12 protein-coding genes and 1 pseudogene are annotated in these 18,294 nt (G+C 40.9%); 6 read left to right on the top strand and 7 right to left on the bottom strand.

Annotated elements, in window-relative coordinates; translation table 11 throughout:
* Nucleotides 1–823: 823 nt before the first annotated feature.
* Nucleotides 824–1,129, bottom strand: coding sequence for a hypothetical protein (locus tag LC608_RS04650; protein ID WP_229552406.1), 306 nt, complete (start codon nt 1,127–1,129; stop codon nt 824–826).
* 979 nt (nt 1,130–2,108) lie between these two features.
* Nucleotides 2,109–2,783 (bottom strand): carbonic anhydrase, encoded by a 675-nt coding sequence (locus LC608_RS04645; RefSeq protein WP_229552405.1) that lies wholly within the window; start codon nt 2,781–2,783, stop codon nt 2,109–2,111.
* Nucleotides 2,784–3,427: 644 nt separating this feature from the next.
* Here LC608_RS04645 and aroA point away from each other — a divergent pair.
* The 3 genes from aroA (at nt 3,428) to LC608_RS04630 (ending at nt 7,831) form a co-directional block, all read left to right on the top strand.
* Nucleotides 3,428–4,708 carry a 3-phosphoshikimate 1-carboxyvinyltransferase gene (gene aroA / locus LC608_RS04640; RefSeq protein ID WP_229552404.1) on the top strand — a complete coding sequence of 427 codons (1,281 nt, stop codon included), beginning with the start codon at nt 3,428–3,430 and terminating at the stop codon, nt 4,706–4,708.
* A gap of 777 nt (nt 4,709–5,485) precedes the next feature.
* Complete coding sequence (locus LC608_RS04635; protein WP_229552403.1) at nt 5,486–6,016, top strand: PEP-CTERM sorting domain-containing protein; 531 nt, start codon at nt 5,486–5,488, stop codon at nt 6,014–6,016.
* Nucleotides 6,017–6,241: 225 nt separating this feature from the next.
* On the top strand, nt 6,242–7,831 hold the full coding sequence (locus tag LC608_RS04630) for an alkaline phosphatase (protein ID WP_229552402.1): 1,590 nt from the start codon (nt 6,242–6,244) through the stop codon (nt 7,829–7,831).
* Between the two features lie 493 nt (nt 7,832–8,324).
* On the opposite strand, the gene acsF is transcribed toward LC608_RS04630, so the two are convergent.
* Nucleotides 8,325–9,401, bottom strand: a complete 1,077-nt coding sequence (gene acsF / locus LC608_RS04625; protein ID WP_190731574.1) for a magnesium-protoporphyrin IX monomethyl ester (oxidative) cyclase — start codon at nt 9,399–9,401, stop codon at nt 8,325–8,327.
* A gap of 479 nt (nt 9,402–9,880) precedes the next feature.
* On the opposite strand from acsF, the gene LC608_RS04620 reads away from it, so the two are divergent.
* Nucleotides 9,881–10,375 carry a TM2 domain-containing protein gene (locus LC608_RS04620; protein ID WP_229552401.1) on the top strand — a complete coding sequence of 165 codons (495 nt, stop codon included), beginning with the start codon at nt 9,881–9,883 and terminating at the stop codon, nt 10,373–10,375.
* Between the two features lie 69 nt (nt 10,376–10,444).
* Here LC608_RS04620 and LC608_RS04615 read toward each other — a convergent pair whose 3' ends face one another.
* Nucleotides 10,445–11,104, bottom strand: coding sequence for a DUF2996 domain-containing protein (locus LC608_RS04615; RefSeq protein WP_229552400.1), 660 nt, complete (start codon nt 11,102–11,104; stop codon nt 10,445–10,447).
* 139 nt (nt 11,105–11,243) lie between these two features.
* Nucleotides 11,244–11,513: pseudogene (locus tag LC608_RS04610) on the bottom strand (hypothetical protein); the annotation flags it as partial.
* 759 nt (nt 11,514–12,272) lie between these two features.
* Between LC608_RS04610 and LC608_RS04605 the strand changes: the two are divergent.
* Nucleotides 12,273–13,232, top strand: a complete 960-nt coding sequence (locus LC608_RS04605) for a water stress protein WSP1 (RefSeq protein WP_229552399.1) — start codon at nt 12,273–12,275, stop codon at nt 13,230–13,232.
* A 289-nt stretch (nt 13,233–13,521) separates the two neighbouring features.
* Here LC608_RS04605 and LC608_RS04600 read toward each other — a convergent pair whose 3' ends face one another.
* Nucleotides 13,522–15,039, bottom strand: a complete 1,518-nt coding sequence (locus LC608_RS04600; protein WP_229552398.1) for an NYN domain-containing protein — start codon at nt 15,037–15,039, stop codon at nt 13,522–13,524.
* A 63-nt stretch (nt 15,040–15,102) separates the two neighbouring features.
* The gene (locus LC608_RS04595; RefSeq protein WP_229552397.1) at nt 15,103–15,975 is read right to left on the bottom strand and encodes a D-alanyl-D-alanine carboxypeptidase family protein; all 873 of its coding nucleotides are present in this window, start codon (nt 15,973–15,975) and stop codon (nt 15,103–15,105) included.
* A gap of 377 nt (nt 15,976–16,352) precedes the next feature.
* Between LC608_RS04595 and mnmG the strand changes: the two genes are divergently transcribed.
* Entirely contained in the window at nt 16,353–18,275 is a 1,923-nt protein-coding gene (gene mnmG, locus LC608_RS04590) for a tRNA uridine-5-carboxymethylaminomethyl(34) synthesis enzyme MnmG (RefSeq protein WP_229552567.1), read from the top strand.
* Nucleotides 18,276–18,294 lie beyond the last annotated feature (19 nt).

Genomic DNA, 18,294 nt, shown 5'->3' with positions numbered 1-18,294 from the left:
TAGCTATCCTTGATAATAGTAAGTAGACATGCTGGCTTCTTCAGGCTGGTGGCAAGAGAGGGGTGTTCTTCTCTAAAAGGGGTTTGCAGTGTTGTTGATAAATCTTGCTTATCGAACAGAATTCAGGAGTCAGGAGTCAGAATGGGCTAAAGACCCCGCTACCCCTAACAGCAATGATTTCTGACCGAAAAAGCGGATAGCGCCGGCGGCAAGCAAGTCAGACCCTCCTACGTCGCTAACGCTACGCTATCGAGCGTCTGAATAATCGACCTTTTTGCACCCCCACAAAACAAGAAAATTTGGTGGTCAACAAGAAAGTCGCGGGTCTGAATCCCCGACTGTAAGCGTTGCTTAAAGCCTTCTCTACGAGAGGCTTTGCCTTCGGCATGGCTTCTCTACAAGACGCTACGCGAACGCTTAGAGCGAGTCTTTTTCCTTGGCGCTACCCTCTCCCTTTGGAAGAAGGGGAGGCGCTTTAGCGCAACGAGCGTCTTGATTCTGAATTCTGACTTCTGAATTCTTCTTCAACCCAAACTGCTGGGATTAGCGCTCAATCTATATAGCATACAGTTATCTGCTTGCTGTTAAGTGTTGCCGAGGATTGAAATGTATAATATAAGTAGATAAAGTTTGAGTTAATTACAAATATTTACCTTAACTTGTGTTTTACGAGTATTTACATAGAAAAAACCTAGATAAGACAAGCTTGTTTTTGCCGGATAGCAAAAAACTGAGCCAATAAAATCCTGTATACTTTTCAAAGTCTAAATAAAAATCCCTGCCACAGTGGACAGGGATAGTAGTTTTACTTATGGCATGTCTGCTAGCTAACAAAATCTTTATGAGCAGCAACAAGCATCTGAGCCTGCCTTAAAACGTTTCCGAATAAATAAAAAGGAATCTGCCAAGCTGCAACGGTAACTTCTTTTACTATATCCTGTACACTAATTGCGATTAATTCATGCTCTGGCGGCTCTCCTTCAACTGTACCAGACCAAGTAAAAGCTAACAAGAAATCATCCTCTCCAGGCAAAGATGCAATCAAACATTCTTCTGGTGTTGGCTGGCAAATAATACCATGATCATTTGCAAGTTCTACTAGTTTTTGAAAGTTGTTTACGTTGGTCATTTGTCCTTTGGATCTAATGGAATTTCAGTTTTAGAAGAAATCATATTTTGAACTCCATAACTCAAGTGAGTTGCTCTATAGCATAAACTACGAATTATTAATTATTCAGTCAGAGTTAGGAGTTATTGGAGTTGAATCAGGCTTAAGTCCAAAATCTTAGCGCGATCGCTTGCTTCTATCAGCAACAATTGTTACTTTTTTAAAAAAATCTAGATTACCTACTTTTTCGGTTAACCGTATTTATATACACCTCCCTTTAGTGCTATTTCAATATTGATGCCCTAACCTCACCCAGCCTGACAGAGTGCATTAAGAATTACCATCGCTTTTAAAAGAAGAACTGTAAACTGAAGCAGAAAAAGATGCTCATCAAGATTACACTTTGGGATTACCTTGCCATAGATGTGTTCTTCTTCTGTAGCCAGTTTTAGTTCATTTAATAATTTGAGTTTGATATCACTCAATTCTAAATAAGGGACTTCCAGAAATTAAATTATTCAATTTTGGGAGCGACTATTGTTCGTTAGATTCTTCCTCCCCTACAACGCCAGCTCGCCAAGGGGTACCCTTTGGGGAAGCAAGCTACGCGTAGCGTCCCGCAGGGAGGGATATTTTTTTAGTTGGAAGTCCCTAATGTGGCGATATCTGCTGACAACATGCTGGGTATTTACGCAATTGCACCTCTTTTTGCGAGAGGCTAATCAATACTCCTATAAATACTTTTATCACTGCATATTTCCCTGCAAAATAGTGTATTTCACAGGTACTTCTTCATTAACGATGACTATTGTTTTATCATCTTAAGGCAAGAATAAATTATATTGACCGCCAATGCCACAAATTTAACAAATTGTTATAGGGGTTTTTATTTGTAGTTATCCAGCAATTTGAATGTTAATATTGGCATCTTTACAAGTATTTTTAGAAATTGGAAATTTACTAGCCACTAACGATGATTGATTAAATTTAGTTAAGTTCATCATTCTGGTGTTAATCGGGTCAGGAGATTAGGTACAGGAAAGGGACGGTTTTGCAAAATTTTAAATTTACTAACGCTTGCATCATAAGCAAAGACTTCACCCGTTTCTATTTCATAAATCCAGGCATGAAGGGTAAGTTGATTACTATGTAGTTTAGAGCGGATTATTGGGTATGTTTCTAGGTTTTCTATCTGAGTTAATACATTTTGCTCAATTGCAATTTTTAATAATTTATCGCTGGGAGAATCCTTATAGTTGTCTAAGACAAGGCGGCGAGTAGCTTCACCGTAATGCTTTAACCAGTCATAAACTAAAGGCATTTGTTGAGCAAGGCTACCTATTTGTAATAGCCCTTTCATTGCTCCACACTGGGAATGACCACAGATGACAATAACTTTAATATCAAAACCTTGGACAGCATATTCTATGCCTGCTCCTTCGCTGTTATTCTGTATTCCATAAGCAGGAATTATATTACCAATATTACGGATAACAAATAATTCTCCTGGTTGACTTTGAGTAATTAAACATGGATCGATGCGCGAGTCAGAGCAAGTGATGAATAATACTTCTGGGTTCTGAGCGTGGGAGAGTTGTTCAAACAACTCCCGATGTGTAAGAAAATAGTTGTCATGAAACTCATTTAGACCTTCAATTATGCGTGTAATAGACATAGTTCAATTTTTCTCATTAAAATATATTCAGCTTTAAATTCATCCTATAGTTCAGTGATTTTACGTATAAAATCTTCTGGTATTAAGATGGAAGAATAAAGGCTTACTTCTAGGAAGATCGAAGAAATAAAATGCCCTACCCCTTTGACAAGACACTCGAAAACTGGCTAATGCGATGAAGAGGGGCAAACACTCGTGGTAAAATCCCCTGTAAGAGTTCTGGCTCACTGTATCAAAGGTATTTTGCCTACATCACTGACTATCCATTTTGCCGCTTTCGCATGGAAGCAAAAGCTAGAATCATAGCATTTTATTAGCGGAAAGCAGTATACAAAAGTAACTTTATTAAAGTTATTTAATGTGCAATCCTTTTGGCATCAGAGACAATACATACTCCTCCAAATTTTTTCAGAAGCGGTTTTATAGCGCCTACCAGTTTATACTCTGACTATTCTGTATATACACTTAATACATATCCATTTATGAGCGCCTATGTCTCTAAATAATTGATGACTTTGCCATTGACAGTAAATACCAAAGATGAATATGGCCAAAAACCACATATTTCGTAAGGTCACTGCTCCTTTAGGTCAGAATATGGCAATATATAAAGTTGTAGCTAACCGCCTACGTAGAGGTTTAACGTGGATACCATTGCAATTCCTGCTCTAAATCGGCCAGTGGATGCCACGGTAGAAATTCCTGGTTCTAAAAGTCTTACTAATCGGGCGTTGCTTGTCGCAGCTTTGGCACAAGGTGACTCCCTTTTAGAAAATGCTTTATTTAGTGAAGATAGCGAGTATTTTGCCAAATGCGTAGAACAATTAGGCATTCCCATTACCCTAAATCCTGATCTGGCACAAATCCAAGTGGCGGGAAGAGGAGGAGACATTCCAGCTAAACAGGCAGATTTATTTGTAGGTTTGGCAGGTACAGCAGCACGATTTATCTCGGCGCTGGTAGCACTGGGGAACGGCGAATATCGCCTAGATGGCGTTCCCAGGATGCGAGAACGACCGATGGGTGACTTATTGACGGTGCTGCAAACGGGTGGAGCAACCGTTAACTTTGAGGGAAACTCTGGGTTTATGCCCTACACCGTCTATAGCCAGGGATTCACTGGCGGAAATTTTCGGTTGAAAGCCAACCAAACAAGTCAGCAACTTTCGGCATTGCTGATGATTGCGCCTTATGCTCAACAAGATACGAACATCGAGGTTGAGGGGACATTAGTTTCTCAATCTTACGTCAAAATGACCTGTCGTCTGATGGCAGATTTTGGCGTGGAGGTGATTCAAATCGGCGATAATCAATTTCAGATCAAAGCGGGTCAACGTTACCAAGCTCGACATTACACAGTAGAACCCGATGCGTCAAATGCTTCTTACTTTTTCGCCGCCGCCGCCGTCACGGGTGGACGGGTGCGCGTCAAACATTTGACCAAACAATCCTGTCAGGGTGATATTCTCTGGCTGAATGTCTTAGAACAGATGGGTTGTCAAATTAAAGATTCGGATGATTATACCGAAGTGACGGGGCCGAAGCAATTGCAAGGCATCGACATTGATATGAATGATATATCGGATTTGGTGCAAACATTAGGAGCGATCGCGCCCTTTGCCAGTTCACCGATTACCATTCGGAACGTGGAACATATTCGATATAAGGAAACCGATCGGATTAAAGCTGTGGTAACAGAGTTGCGTCGGCTAGGAGTCCAGGTTGAAGAATTTCCAGATAGACTGAAAATTGAGCCTGGCCCCATTACCCCGGCGGCAATTGAAACTTATCACGATCATCGAATGGCGATGGCTTTTGCTGTCACTGGCTTGAAGGTTCCAGGGATTGTAATTAAAGATCCTGGCTGTACAGCGAAAACTTTTCCAGATTACTTTACCCGATTCTTCCAAATGTTAGAACAATAAAAAACTAGTGCCGCAAGGCGGAAGTCAAAAGTCAAAAGTCAAAATTTTTGTATATCAAGGCTTTTGCAAGTTTTAAAATGATAGCTTGATTTACGCCACGCTGTACTAGTACCGCAAAATTTACTTGATTACCCCACCATGTGCACCTTTCTCTCAAACCTAACCCCCAACCCCTTCCCTACTAGCGTTGGGGAGCAAGAATCAAAGCCTCTCTCCCTGTGGGGGAAAGGAATGGAAGCGGGGTTCTAAGAATAAGTTGCACATCGCGTTTGATTAGTGGAAAACAAAAGTAACTTCAAAGACAATAAAAGATTGTTTTTCATTACCTTGGCTTGCTCACCCGCCTGGAACTAAAGTTCCAGGCTAACAGCTAAAGTCTACTGAAGTAGACTAAAGATTTTTGGCTATATTTAGTCATCAAGAGATAACTTTGTTCCTTGCGGGACATGACTCTGGTTTAACGCGAAAAAATTCATAGAATGCGATCGCCTACGGTGACGAGTACGCCATCGCAAATTTTGACACTCTGCAATCTCGACAATTGATTTTATTTTTACCTCTAATTAAAGTCTACTTAAACTCCTGATTCTAAAATATGGTGTCTCCAAGAAATTGGAGAGTTATTTCTTTTTCTTGAAAAGGCAAAAATCATTGATTTAGATCGCTATTCTAATCCGTGATAAATACCAGGTTTGGAAAGAAGTAAGTTGAAAACCAACTATTTCTATACTTTTTAGTGTGCATTGGTTACAGAAGTTTATGGTGAGGAAAACTGAGATGAAATTTGTTCCGCAATTAGTGCTTGCTGCTGCTAGTGTTGCTTTAGCCCTTGTGACTGTAGATGCAAAATCTGTATCTGCTGCAATTATTAATTATGCTTTCACAGTTGATAGTCCGGTAAATAGGGGAAATGGCTTTTTTAGCTTTGATGACTCAACTTTTAGTAATGAAGCTAATCCGGTAGCCGCCATTAAATCACTCTCTTTCCAATTTGACGATGATACCATTTATACTGAACAAGATGATACCAAATATCCAGATTTCCCTCTTGTCTTTCCAGCCACATCTTCAACAGGACAAACGTATTTCGGATTAGATTATTTATTCAATGATAAATCTAACCCTTCCAGTTCTATTAGTTACGAAATCATCGGTGAGGATTTTACAGCTTTCTCTAGAACTTCTCCAGATGGTGAACCCATATCAGGTAGAGTTTCGTATACACAAGTGCCTGACTCTACACCTTTAATTGGCGCTCTTTTTGCTTTTAGCCTTGGCTGGATGATGAAGAAAAAGGTTAAAGTCTAACCTTGGTTAAGTCGATATTAACGCTTTCTTTGCCAAGGATTAATCTCTTATTAGTAGGCTTTTATGTGGCAAAGAACATCTAACACGATGATAGCAAGAGATAAATTGGGAATTAAAACCTGATTCTGGTAAGAGAATTGTTTACGAAGTTTGTCTACGATTCCCCTGCCTTCTTTGTGTTAGCTGTTGCTGTGTTTTAAGTTACCTGTTACCCAGGAGTAAACAATGGTAGATTACCGGAATTTTGAGCAGTTCCTGCACAGTCGAATGAAACGACGGAACTTAATTATCGGGGCAGGAGCATTGTCTGGTTTAGCGATCGCTAACCAATTTTCTCCTCAAAGAGCGATCGCTACAAGCAGATTTTCTAATTATCCTTTCACCTTGGGTGTAGCGTCGGGTGAACCCTATCCTACCAGCGTAGTGATCTGGACTCGTCTCGCTCCTGAACCCTTAAACGGAGGTGGAATGCCACCTGTTAATGTGCCAATTCGCTGGGAAGTAGCAACTGATCCCGACATGAGGCGCATTGTCTCCAGAGGTACGGTACTTGCAGCTCCAGAACTAGCTCATTCAGTTAGAGTTGTGGTAGAAGGACTCCAATCTAATACTTGGTACTGGTATCGTTTTCTTGTTGGACAAGACGCTAGCCCTATTGGTCGGACTCGGACAGCGCCTCTAGAAAATAGCTATTTGAGTAAATTTAATTTTGGTCTAGTCTCCTGCCAAAACTATCAGCAGGGATTCTATACTGCCTACAAATATCTAGCACAGGACGACCTTGATTTAGTAGTGCATGTTGGTGATTACATCTATGAAGGGGGAATCTCAGACAATGTCCCCAGACAACACAATAGTTCAGAAATTCTCACCTTAGAAGATTACCGCAACCGTCACGCCCTCTATAAAACCGATACCAATCTCCAAGCTGCTCATGCAGCCTTTCCCTGGATTGTTACCTGGGATGATCACGAAGTGGAAAACAACTACGCCAACAACATCTCCCAAGTTGATACTGAACCAGATCAGGCTCAGGCAATTTTCCTTCAACGCCGGGCTGTTGCTTATCAAGCTTACTACGAACACATGCCACTGCGCCCCTTCTCGCGTCCTTTTGGCCCTGATATGCAACTTTTCCGTCGGCTCTCCTTTGGTAATTTAGCCACCTTCCATGTCCTAGATACCCGCCAATATCGTACCGATCAGGCCTGTGGTGATGGTACTAAAGAACGTTGTCCAGAAAACTTAGATCCGAATGCAACGATTACCGGTAAGGTGCAGGAGAATTGGCTATATGATGGTTTAAAGAGTTCACAATCTAAGTGGAATGTTTTGGCGCAGCAGGTTCCGATTGCTCAAAGAGATATGACACCAGGAGCAGGCGGAACTTACAGCATGGATAAATGGGATGGTTATGTGGCTTCGCGCGATCGCCTCATGGCTTTCCTCGGACAGCGCCGCCCTTCTAATCCAGTATCCTTGGCAGGCGATGTGCATTCCCACTGGGCGATGAACTTGAAGGCTAACTTTGATAACCCAGAATCCGCCACCGTTGGTAGTGAATTCGTATGTTCCTCAATTAGCTCCGGTGGTGATGGAGCAGATACTAATCCCACCGTTGAAGCTTACTTACCAGATAACCCACACATTAAGTTTTTCAACGGTCAACGGGGATATGTTCGTTGTGCGCTGACTCCTACAACCTGGAAGTCAGATTATCTAGTTATGTCAAATGTCACAACCCCATTTGGCACAATTAGTAAACGCGCTTCATTTGTGGTTGAAGATGGCCGTCCAGATATACAACAAGCTTAATCGTTTAATTCCCAGGTGTTGAAAAAGAGGCAGGGGAGCAGGGGGCAGGGGGCAGGGGGCAGGGGGCAGGGGGAAATTATTTTGACTTACCCTTCGCGTAGCGTCTCCAATTGTTGGGGCTGATCTCTTTCTCCTGCTTCTTCGTTGAAACTAGACGATCACAGATGAATACAGATGAATACAGATAAATATCAGTGTTTATCTGTATCCATCTGTGTTTTCAATTGACTTTTGCAAATCGATGCTTTTGAGCCTCAACCCAATCTACAAGATTAGGGAACTCCAAAAAATAAATTATCCAATTTCTAGACTTCACTACGACTTCCCCTCCCCCTGCTCCCTGCCCCCTGCCCCTCTGCCTCTATAGCAATGGTATATTTTTTACTTGAAAGTCCCTTAGCGATCGCAGTACTAATTACCTGTAATATTTAGGACAAAAAAAGTGGCTCTGCAATCAGCAGAACCACTAAAGTTTTTGCAAACCTGTTATAACTTAACGAACTGCCCCTTGAGCAGAAACAGTATCAATCGGTTTCATCAGGTAAAGCCGCAATAACTGCCAGCCATTGGAAATGTAAAGCGGCAGTTTTTGGAAGATTTGCAGGAATTTGGGAGTGCTGGAGTTAGCGATCGCACCCAGCTTCTCGTTATTACTTATACAAGTATCCAACCGTTGATAAAACTCTGGATTCTCTACATCCAGCATCAATGGGAACACTCGACCTGCGTTTTCGTTAGTCTTCTTAATTACATGGATATCGTATTCTCGCGCATCCAATCCAAGGGTGGCATAAAAATCCTTGCGTTGGATGTCATTGAGATACATTGTCGCAAACACCGACAACAGGAAGAACCGACTCCAGAGCCGGGCTTTCCAATCATTCAATATTTGCGGCTGGGATTTCATAATCGCATCAAAGAAATCGCCGTGACGGTTTTCATCCTGACACCAGTTCTCAAAGAACCGGAAGATTGGATAAACCCGGTCTTCGGGATGTGCTTCTAAATGGCGATAAATGGTGATGTAGCGCCAATAACCGATCTTCTCAGAAAGATAAGTAGCGTAGAAGATGAATTTCGGTTTAAAAAAGGTATAACTGCGACTCTTAGTCAAAAACCCTAAATCTAGGGACAGATTAAAGTCCGACAAAGCTTTGTTCAAAAAGCCAGCGTGACGTGCTTCATCCCGTGACATCAGGTTAAAACACTCTGCCAAGACCGGGCTTTTGCCTTTCAAGCGACGGCCAAGTTCTTTATACAGCAAAAAGCCGGAAAACTCTGCCGTACACGAGCGTTCTAGAAACTCAACGAACAACCGACGAGTTTCCCCGTCAATATGATCCCAGGATTGTTCAAACTCGGCATCCCGAACAAAGTGATGGCGGTTGTAGTCGGTGCGGAACTCTTCGAGAATGGCTTGTAACTCGTCTTCATTGACGGAGATATCCATCCGCGCCATTTCATCAAAATCGGTAGTATAAAACCGAGGTGTTAATAGGGTTTCTTTTGCCGGGACTTTAATCCCTGGCCGGATTTCTTCAAAGCCTGGTTTTTTGAGGGAATCTACCATGTCTTGATTGCTCTTTCGTCTTTATTATCTTAAGTAAACCCTTCGGGTGACGCTACGCACAGTTGCTACCGCTACGCTAACGACAGTTCCTCATGGGGGAAACCCCGTTGGCGCTAGCCTTTCCCTTTGGGAGAAGATCGGACTGCCTCACCAGAAAGCCAAGGGTAAAGCTCTGTTAAGGCGTAACAGCCGACAATAATCCAATTGTATAAAGTTCAGTCTACCAAGGTGCGGGTTAGAAATTTGTAAGCAAAAGATTAAGAGTTGCAACAATCATTCAATATTTACGGAACCAAGAATCGTGGATTAGTAGTCAAATAAACGTATTCAGTGATTAGCACTGTTTCAAACAAGTGGAATAGCACGCACTTATTGTAGTCTTAAAGCACTACTATCTCAGTAATTTTCTGTAGTTGTTACTACAACATGGAAAACCCATCTTAGACAACAAGAGCAAATCCAAAGGGTTGAAAAGCAAGATGAATCTTGAAAACAATCAGCATAAAGACCGACTTCTTGTCTCTTATATCTTGTGTGCAGTCGGATTTATCGGGATGGGAGGATTGCACCGTTTCTACAATGGCAAGATTGGGACTGGTTTGTTGTGGCTGTTGACTGGTGGTGTGTTTGGTATAGGGCAGATCGTGGATTTGTTCTTCATCACCGATATGGTTAACAACTACGAACACAAGCTGAGACTAAAAGCAGGTGTATCTCCCTTCGGTGTGCCGTTAAATCAAGCAGTAGTTGCCTCTCAAGTCCACCGCCCAACAGGCAACCAACTGATGATTAAACTGATCGAAGCGGCAGAAAACAAAGGTGGTATTTTAACTGTTACTCAAGGCGTGAAGTTCACGGGAGCTAGCTTTGCTGAAGTGGAAGCTACTCTCAATGAGATGTACAAATCAGGTTACGTGAAAATAGATAACGACCCCAATACTGGAGCCGTTATCTACCATTTCCATGAACTTTAAATTGTCCTTTGTCATTTGTCCTTTGTCTTTTGTTAAAAAAACCAATGACTAATGACTAATGACTAATGACTAATTTATACCTAACCACTTTTGACCATTTAAGCGCTGAACTAAGCCATATACCAACAAATCGAGGGTAATTTTGCGCTCATCGATTAAGAATGACTCAAGAGTGCTAGGTTTTTTGCCTTCATTACAGGAAAATCCCTTTTTCCCTTGAATATCTTCTTCTGGGAAATACAGATTAAACTGATGTAGACCAGTTTGTTTCCAACTGCCGATAATTTGCCAGCATTCTTCGGCGGATTCAAAGCCAGTGATTGGAACTTTTTGCTTGGCAAAAGACACCTGTAAATCTTTCACACCTTCTTGAGCGATCGCTTTTTGTAAAGCTGGCAAGTAGTCTTGCTCGATGAACTCGACAAATGGCTTATCTTCAACAGATGGGGCTTTTTCCTTTTTGGCGGCTTTAGCTGCGGCTGCGGGTTTTTCTCCGGTTGCGGCTGCGGCGGGTTTTTCTCGCTTGGGTGATGCAGCAGCTGGTTTAGCAGCATTAGGGTTATCTTCGGGGTTTGCAGCTTTAGGATCTGGTGCGTTAGCAGTAGGAAGGTCTGTAGCTTCCGGTGAGTCTGTACTAGGAGCGTGTTCTTCAGCCACACTGGGAGCTTGCTGGTCAACTGTGCTGGGAGCTACTTCTCCCGCTTGATTGTGATTGGTTGGGTCTGCCATTGCTCAGGTCAATCCTTTAATCTAGCTTTTGGAGCGATCGCTCACCTTGATGTATCGGGTATTTTTATTTTGACATATTAATGCAGCAGGGCAAAAATAACTGTGCAGTCTGGAAAATTAAGCTAGGGGCTAACGCTCAGGGTAAAATAGCCACTGCCGTTAAACTCACCCAATCCTTCCTTGAGAGCTACTTCAAGGTAGCCTTGTTCCACTGTCGCCCATAGATTAGGAGCAGAAGTATCAAAGCGCAAAGGTTTTCCACAAATAAAACATTACAAAAAGAAATTGGATTGCGTAGCTTGCCGCCGTAGGCATCGCCAGTAAAATGTTAAGCACCAATTTCTGTTAGCTTCTGGATAACTACGTCAGAGTTCTTGCAGAATCGGTTAAAGGGCAAAGGAAAAGAGATGAGATTTTATTTTTACCTTTGCCCTTTAATCTTTTTGTTAAAGGTACTTTCAAGTGAATAGGACTAAGACTTACGCACTGTAGAAATTAATGATGGTAAGCATTTACTAAAATAGGTTTGGTTTTTTGAGGCTTTTATTGGCCATTTTTTGATGGTAAATACACCCGCACTGTACGGGTAATTAATAAATTATCCCTAAGACAGATGTATTTTTAAAACATCTATTTTTGGTATTTCCTGCCAATGCGTAATTTTTAAGACCAATAGCGATCGCCTGCGAAGATTAAATCGTTTAATAGCTATTAAAACAGTCGAGTTATGCTTACATCAGTATATAAAATAAATTAGTAACTATTAGATTTAACCGAAATATTATGAAATCTTAACATTACTCAAATATAGTCTTACTAAGATAATTCCAAATACAGTTTTTTTAACCTTAAACTTTGACTTTAAATTGGCAAATCAAATACTCTTTTCTCTTTATTCGTTGAGCAAATAGTAACTATAACAGTATTGAGTTAAGTTGTCCTTACCTGTTTACAGTCAAAGGTTTAGTAGTGTTTCAATTTGGCAAGGTTATAGGCTATATAAGCAAAGTTAAAATAATGCAGACTAGGTTTAACTTTTAGCCTGCAAATGTTAGCTTTGTTTGTGTCGTTAAAGACTTTTAGCCACATACAAATTTGCACATTTGAAATACTGCATATTTGGAATGTTCCCAAAAGGTTAACAGGTTTCAACAAGGAGAAAATTCTCATGGCTCTTTACGGCTATACCATTGGAGAGGATAGTGACGGCAACGCTAGTAATGGCAAGCAACTTGACGTTTACCGCTTTTTGATCCCTTCGGGGCCTGGAGGTTCTATTACTCCTACAAGAGTAGGTACAGTCAATCTTGCAGCTAATGCTACTACCGCCGATCTAGAAGGTTTGGGAACTAACCCCATTACCGGAAGGGTAGGTGCAGTTAACGAAGCACGGGTCACTGGTGCTACAACACCAATTGATCCAACTGTTACTGTCGTTAATAATGTAGATCAGCCTTTTGCTCCAGCCACGACCTCACCAACTCGTACAGGATCTGACCGTCGTTTTGGATTTGAGTCAGGTGCTGACTTTAATCGTAGTGCTTTATACAACATTTCAGGGAATCCGAATCCCGCAAATGGGCCAGTAGGAAGCTCTCTTTATAGAATTACTACAGCTACCCCTGGAGTTATTAGCCTTGTAGACAACTTTGGCCCAGCTACTACTGCTGCACAAAGACAAGGAACTCAACCTACCAACTCTCAATTTGCCGATGGATTAGCTATCGACAATCTCAATCCTGGTAATACTCGCGCTCTTGCTAGCGATTTCAGGACTAATGATGGAGATGGGAACCAGCTTTACAAAGTCGATTTGCTCACTGGTCAGCTATCTGCGCCGATTGCGCTGAGAACTGCTTCAGGGCAAGCTTTGAATCTCAACGCAGATTCTGGGTTGTCATTTACTAACTTGGGTTCTCAAAGATTGATCGGTTGGGCGGAAACTGGCGCTGTGTATGAGATCACAGGCTACCAAGATGAACTTGCTGCATCAGGTCTAGGTTTAGGTAGTGCTGGTGGTGCTAATGGTGCTGGCTTTGCAACCGCCACCTTACTTGGTAACGTTAATTTACCAAATGCTGTGAGTGGAGTCGTTGATTATGAAGGCTTTACGATTGTTAATGAATAACAGTCGTTAGGATACTCTTTCTTCAACTCTTGTAAAAGTAGTTTTTGCAAGAGTTGAAGAACGGAGCTAAAGATAAAAAAGTTTTATTTGCCAAACTACCTGTACTTTTTGTAAAGACTAACTGGATCTTTATTTTTAAATTTATTCAATCTATTTAATTATGATTTTGGTGCGTTAGCCTACGGTATAACACACCCTACGTATATTTCAAAAATCAAATATGAGTCCTATACTCAGGGTAAGCCTGTCTAATTGTGGTCGTGCTGTACTAGTAGTCTGCTAAACGGGATTATGACAGGTTAACGGAGTTTGTAGTAAGTACTCTAGCCCTTAAATAAGGGCTACCACAATTTAAAGTTTTATTTGATGAGCCATTAGAGCCTAAAGTTAACGTTTCTCTCAAAATTAATTTATTGTTATCACTCGATAGACAAATATCTGTTCCTTCAATGGCTTTCTTTAACAAAAATTTCAACAACCTATAACCATGTTTTTCTCTTTCTTGGTCAAAATTTGGGATATTATGTTTCAATATTGTGTGAATCTTAGGCAGAAGAATACCACCTTCTTTAAGCTGACTTAATTGCTCAAAATTATTCTTTAAATCCTGCAAAACTTTATTAGTTACTACTAAAATAGTATCATTTAAAAAACTCTCTCTAGTTACTTCATTAATTGGAATATCCTCTATTTTTCCTTGGGGATCAGGTATAGGTATAAAGCAATCACAAACAGACTTGAGAATACGATTAATTTGTCCTTCATAAGCACATCCAATTACAGTCTTTCCATATTCATGAAGCTTTTTAGCTAAAGCGGCAAATGCACCATCACCTGATACAATAACGAAAACTTGCAGTGTAGGACGGCTTTGGGCTAATTCCATGATATCAATGGCTAGTTGCATATCTGCTGCATTCCGTTTGTGACTATAATCAAAAATTTGAATTGCTTCTATGCCAAGTTCTTGAATTTCATTCTTGAGCGGTCTTAATCGAAAATCACTCCAGTCAGCATAAGCGCATTGGATAGCTATTTTATTAACTAGGGTAGTGTTTTCCAAATTTGTTTGAATGTCTTTTAGAGAAAATTTTAAGTTAGGGTTGTTTCTACCCATTGTTAAGTTTTCAATATCATAAAAAATAGCTGTGTTGAACTGCTCAGTTTTAGGTGAAATGTTAACTGTAGTAAACTGCTCTACACGATCCTGACGTTGCTTTAACTCTTTAAACTCAGCTATTAAAGATGTTATCTCTATTTTTGATTCAGAATTACCTTCTTCCTGTTTTAACTGTGTAATTGTTGTTTTTAAGTCATTGACTTGCTGCTTTGCTTGTTGTAATTCTTCTTGTAATTGCTCAGTTAATGTATTGATTTGAGTCTGGGTTTGAATAGTCTGCTCTCGAAGTTCCCCAATGGTTCTGGAAAGAATTTGCTGGCGTTGCTGATAAGCTGTTACCAAAGCTTGCTGGACGACATCCCATTCTTTAGGGAAAGCCTCACGGGTACACACTTGCAAAACTGTTTCATAACCTGCAATTGCAATTTCCAAATTACTTGCAAGGCTACCTTGTTCAAACCCTTGAATAATTGTGCTTAGTTGGATAATAACTCTGGCTAAATTAATAGCAATGGCAGGTTCTTTAGCAAAGCGATCGCTTACCCATTTCCGCAATATGAAAGCTAAGTTATCATTGAGTTTGCTTAAATTCTGTTGCAGAATTGGATATACTTCCTGATTTTGATAAGTTGCTCTTAATAATTCAATCAGGAAGGCTTGCTCTTGGTTAGCAGCTTCGTTTGGCATAGCTAAATCTCTGACAATACACATTTAAGTTTAGTATTCCCAAGTTTTCAAGCTATCTAACAATTAAAGTGGTGTAATCCAATAAGTAATACCTTGGACGACTTGTTTGTTAAAACCAAACAGAGGTAAATTCTCTTCAGTTAAACCCACATAAGTCCAATGTGGAACGTCATTTTGTACAGTTTGAAACCAACCATTTTGATTAAGAGCTTTTCTTTGTTCTTTACTACTTACGCGTAAATCAATTGCTAATCCCCAAAGATGTTGTGAAGTTCCAGGAGGTGCAACTAAACCGAGAACTTTTGTTTCTTGGCCCTGTTGAACTTTTGCCAAAACCTGATTGTTAGCATATTTGTGCCAAAATCTTAAATTCGTATTGAAAGTGCGAGTACAATCACCAGAACCATAACCAGATTTTAGTGGTATCTGTTGCTGGATTCGCGCTTTATTTAAAGCATCAGCCGCCGATTTTTGTAAATAACAATCCTTAGTGCCCTCAACATGACTCATTGTTAAACTACCTTGAAATTCTTGGGTTTCTTGTTCATTAGCAAAAATATTTTTTTGCGGTAGTTTAATTCCGACATCTTGATTTACAAAGACTGCGCCATAGTTTCGCAGCAAAATATATTCATAAGTACCAGGCTGGGGAACTGTAGGTAATTTCCTAGCGATCGCAGATAAGAAACGCTGTTGAGCATTTAATTTTGGATCGGGAAGAAATGGTTCTGATGTCGTCTTTTTAAAGATATCTGTACAAGGTAACGAATCAGTACTCAAGCATCCGTTTAATGGTTGGGCGGTTATAGCAACTTTCTGATGGGTAATCTCATTACTAGCTACTAATACAAAAATCATCAAAATAACTATACTGATGAAAGTGGCTTTTCTGATGTCTCTAGTAATATTTTTTGTTTTCGTAATGGTAAGCTTCATTTATAAATAGTTGCTGAATTGGTTAAAAAATAAAATTAATAAACTTTTGTAAAATATTTTTTGCTAATAACTTAAAAGCAAAAATTATTCATTGAAATTAAACTATAGGTTCAAACATATCTAACATCTACCAGCACTCAATTAAATGAGTGCTAATAGCTAAATATGTGAACAATAGTTTTTATAAACAACCCGGAAGGTTGTCACAAATTTTAAAAACATTATATTTTTGACTTATCGCTCAAGTTAAAAAAAAGAAACTTGTCTTTAATTTAGTACTAGTAATTTTGATAACTTTTTTATCAGAAAGTTACATCCATGAAACCACTGGAACAGTTAAAATTGAAAAGAACTCTAAGCTTGCTGATCCTGTAAGTATGACCATGCACAATTCCGTTGAATTCCAAGACGCTTTTGATGTCATAGTCGTCGGTGCAGGTCACTCCGGTTGCGAAGCAGCTCTCGCCTCTGCACGCCTCGGTTGTCGTACCCTGCTATTGACGCTCAACTTGGATAGAATCGCTTGGCAACCTTGTAACCCAGCAGTGGGTGGCCCGGCTAAATCTCAGTTGACTCATGAGGTAGATGCACTCGGCGGAGAAATTGGTAAAGTAGCAGACCGCACCTACCTACAAAAACGTATCCTCAACTCTTCACGGGGGCCTGCTGTTTGGGCATTACGCGCCCAGACAGATAAGCGCGAATATGCAGCAGTGATGAAGAATATTGTCGAGAACCAAGAAAACTTGACAATCCGCGAAAGTATGACAACAGACTTAGTGCTGGGCGCTAACGGTGAAGTTATCGGCGTTGAAACTTATTTTGGTGTCGGGTTCCAGTGTAAAGCAGTCATCTTGACAACTGGCACTTTCCTGGGGGGTAAAATTTGGGTTGGTAACAAATCAATGCCAGCCGGACGTGCAGGAGAATTTGCGGCTGAAGGATTGACACAAACCCTAAATCGCCTGGGATTTGAAACTGGAAGGCTCAAAACTGGAACCCCAGCCCGGGTAGACAAGCGATCGGTAGATTATAGTAAAATGCTCATCCAGCCAGGCGATGAAGATGTACGCTGGTTTAGCTTTGACCCAGAGGCGTGGGTAGAACGGGAACAGATGCCTTGCTACATCACCCGCACAACCGCCGAAACCCATCGCCTAATTCAGGAAAATTTGCACCTGTCGCCAGTTTATGGCGGTTGGGTGGAAGCGAAAGGGCCGCGTTATTGTCCCAGTATTGAAGATAAAATTGTCCGCTTTGCCGATAAGGAAAGCCACCAAATTTTTATTGAACCAGAAGGACGGGATATACCCGAACTTTATATCCAAGGGTTTTCCACAGGATTACCAGAAAATTTGCAACTGCAAATGTTACGGACTCTCCCCGGTTTGGAAAAATGTGTGATGCTGCGTCCAGCGTATGCTGTGGAATATGACTATTTACCTGCAACTCAGTGTTACCCCACACTGATGACTAAGAAGATTGCTGGATTGTTTTGTGCTGGGCAGATTAACGGCACCACAGGTTATGAAGAAGCTGCTGCTCAAGGGCTTGTAGCGGGAATTAACGCAGCTCGATTTGTTCGCTCTCAAGAAATGATTGTCTTTGCCCGCGAGCAAAGTTACATTGGGACGCTAGTTGATGACTTGTGTACAAAAGACCTGCGCGAACCTTACCGGATGCTCACCAGTAGGTCTGAGTACCGATTGATATTGCGTTCTGATAATGCCGACCAACGCCTGACACCCTTGGGACGGGAAATTGGTTTAATTGACGATCGCCGTTGGGATCTATTTACCCAAAAGCAAGCCAATATTACCACAGAAAAGCAAAGATTGCAAGCCACACGAGTCAAAGAACATGATGAAATAGGAATAGCGATCGCATCTAATACCCAGCAATTAATTAAAGGTTCAATTACCCTCAATGACTTGCTGCGCCGTCCCGGATTTCATTACGTTGACCTCGACAGGTTCGGGCTGGGAAACACCAATCTCAACCGCGCTGAGAAAGAAGGCGCAGAAATTGACATCAAGTATTCTGGCTATCTCGCTAGGCAACAAAATCAGATTGACCAAATTGCCCGCCAAGCGCACCGCCAGTTACCTGCGGATTTAGACTATACAACAATTGATACCCTTTCTAAAGAGGCACGGGAAAAGCTAACTCACGTAAAACCACTCACTCTTGGTCAAGCTGCACGTATTGGTGGTGTAAACCCAGCCGATGTTAACGCTTTATTATTATATTTAGAATTGCGTAGAAACAAGAGCCAGTCAGCATTTCCAGCGTTAGCTTAACACAAACTTGATAAAGACT

The sequence above is a fragment of the Nostoc sp. XA010 genome, assembly GCF_020829625.1.
Taxonomy (GTDB): Bacteria; Cyanobacteriota; Cyanobacteriia; order Cyanobacteriales; family Nostocaceae; genus Nostoc.
Note: the sequence above shows the minus strand (reverse complement) of the source record. Positions and strands in the feature narration are given on the sequence as shown.

What these genes read in the sequence shown, in the direction of transcription:
- LC608_RS04650 (WP_229552406.1), bottom strand. Translation starts at nt 1,129, where the DNA reads ATGACCAACGTAAACAACTTTCAAAAACTAGTAGAACTTGCAAATGAT.
- LC608_RS04645 (WP_229552405.1), bottom strand. Translation starts at nt 2,783, where the DNA reads ATGTCTATTACACGCATAATTGAAGGTCTAAATGAGTTTCATGACAAC.
- LC608_RS04635 (WP_229552403.1), top strand. Translation starts at nt 5,486, where the DNA reads ATGAAATTTGTTCCGCAATTAGTGCTTGCTGCTGCTAGTGTTGCTTTA.
- LC608_RS04630 (WP_229552402.1), top strand. Translation starts at nt 6,242, where the DNA reads ATGGTAGATTACCGGAATTTTGAGCAGTTCCTGCACAGTCGAATGAAA.
- acsF (WP_190731574.1), bottom strand. Translation starts at nt 9,401, where the DNA reads ATGGTAGATTCCCTCAAAAAACCAGGCTTTGAAGAAATCCGGCCAGGG.
- LC608_RS04620 (WP_229552401.1), top strand. Translation starts at nt 9,881, where the DNA reads ATGAATCTTGAAAACAATCAGCATAAAGACCGACTTCTTGTCTCTTAT.
- LC608_RS04615 (WP_229552400.1), bottom strand. Translation starts at nt 11,104, where the DNA reads ATGGCAGACCCAACCAATCACAATCAAGCGGGAGAAGTAGCTCCCAGC.
- LC608_RS04605 (WP_229552399.1), top strand. Translation starts at nt 12,273, where the DNA reads ATGGCTCTTTACGGCTATACCATTGGAGAGGATAGTGACGGCAACGCT.
- LC608_RS04600 (WP_229552398.1), bottom strand. Translation starts at nt 15,039, where the DNA reads ATGCCAAACGAAGCTGCTAACCAAGAGCAAGCCTTCCTGATTGAATTA.
- LC608_RS04595 (WP_229552397.1), bottom strand. Translation starts at nt 15,975, where the DNA reads ATGAAGCTTACCATTACGAAAACAAAAAATATTACTAGAGACATCAGA.
- mnmG (WP_229552567.1), top strand. Translation starts at nt 16,353, where the DNA reads ATGACCATGCACAATTCCGTTGAATTCCAAGACGCTTTTGATGTCATA.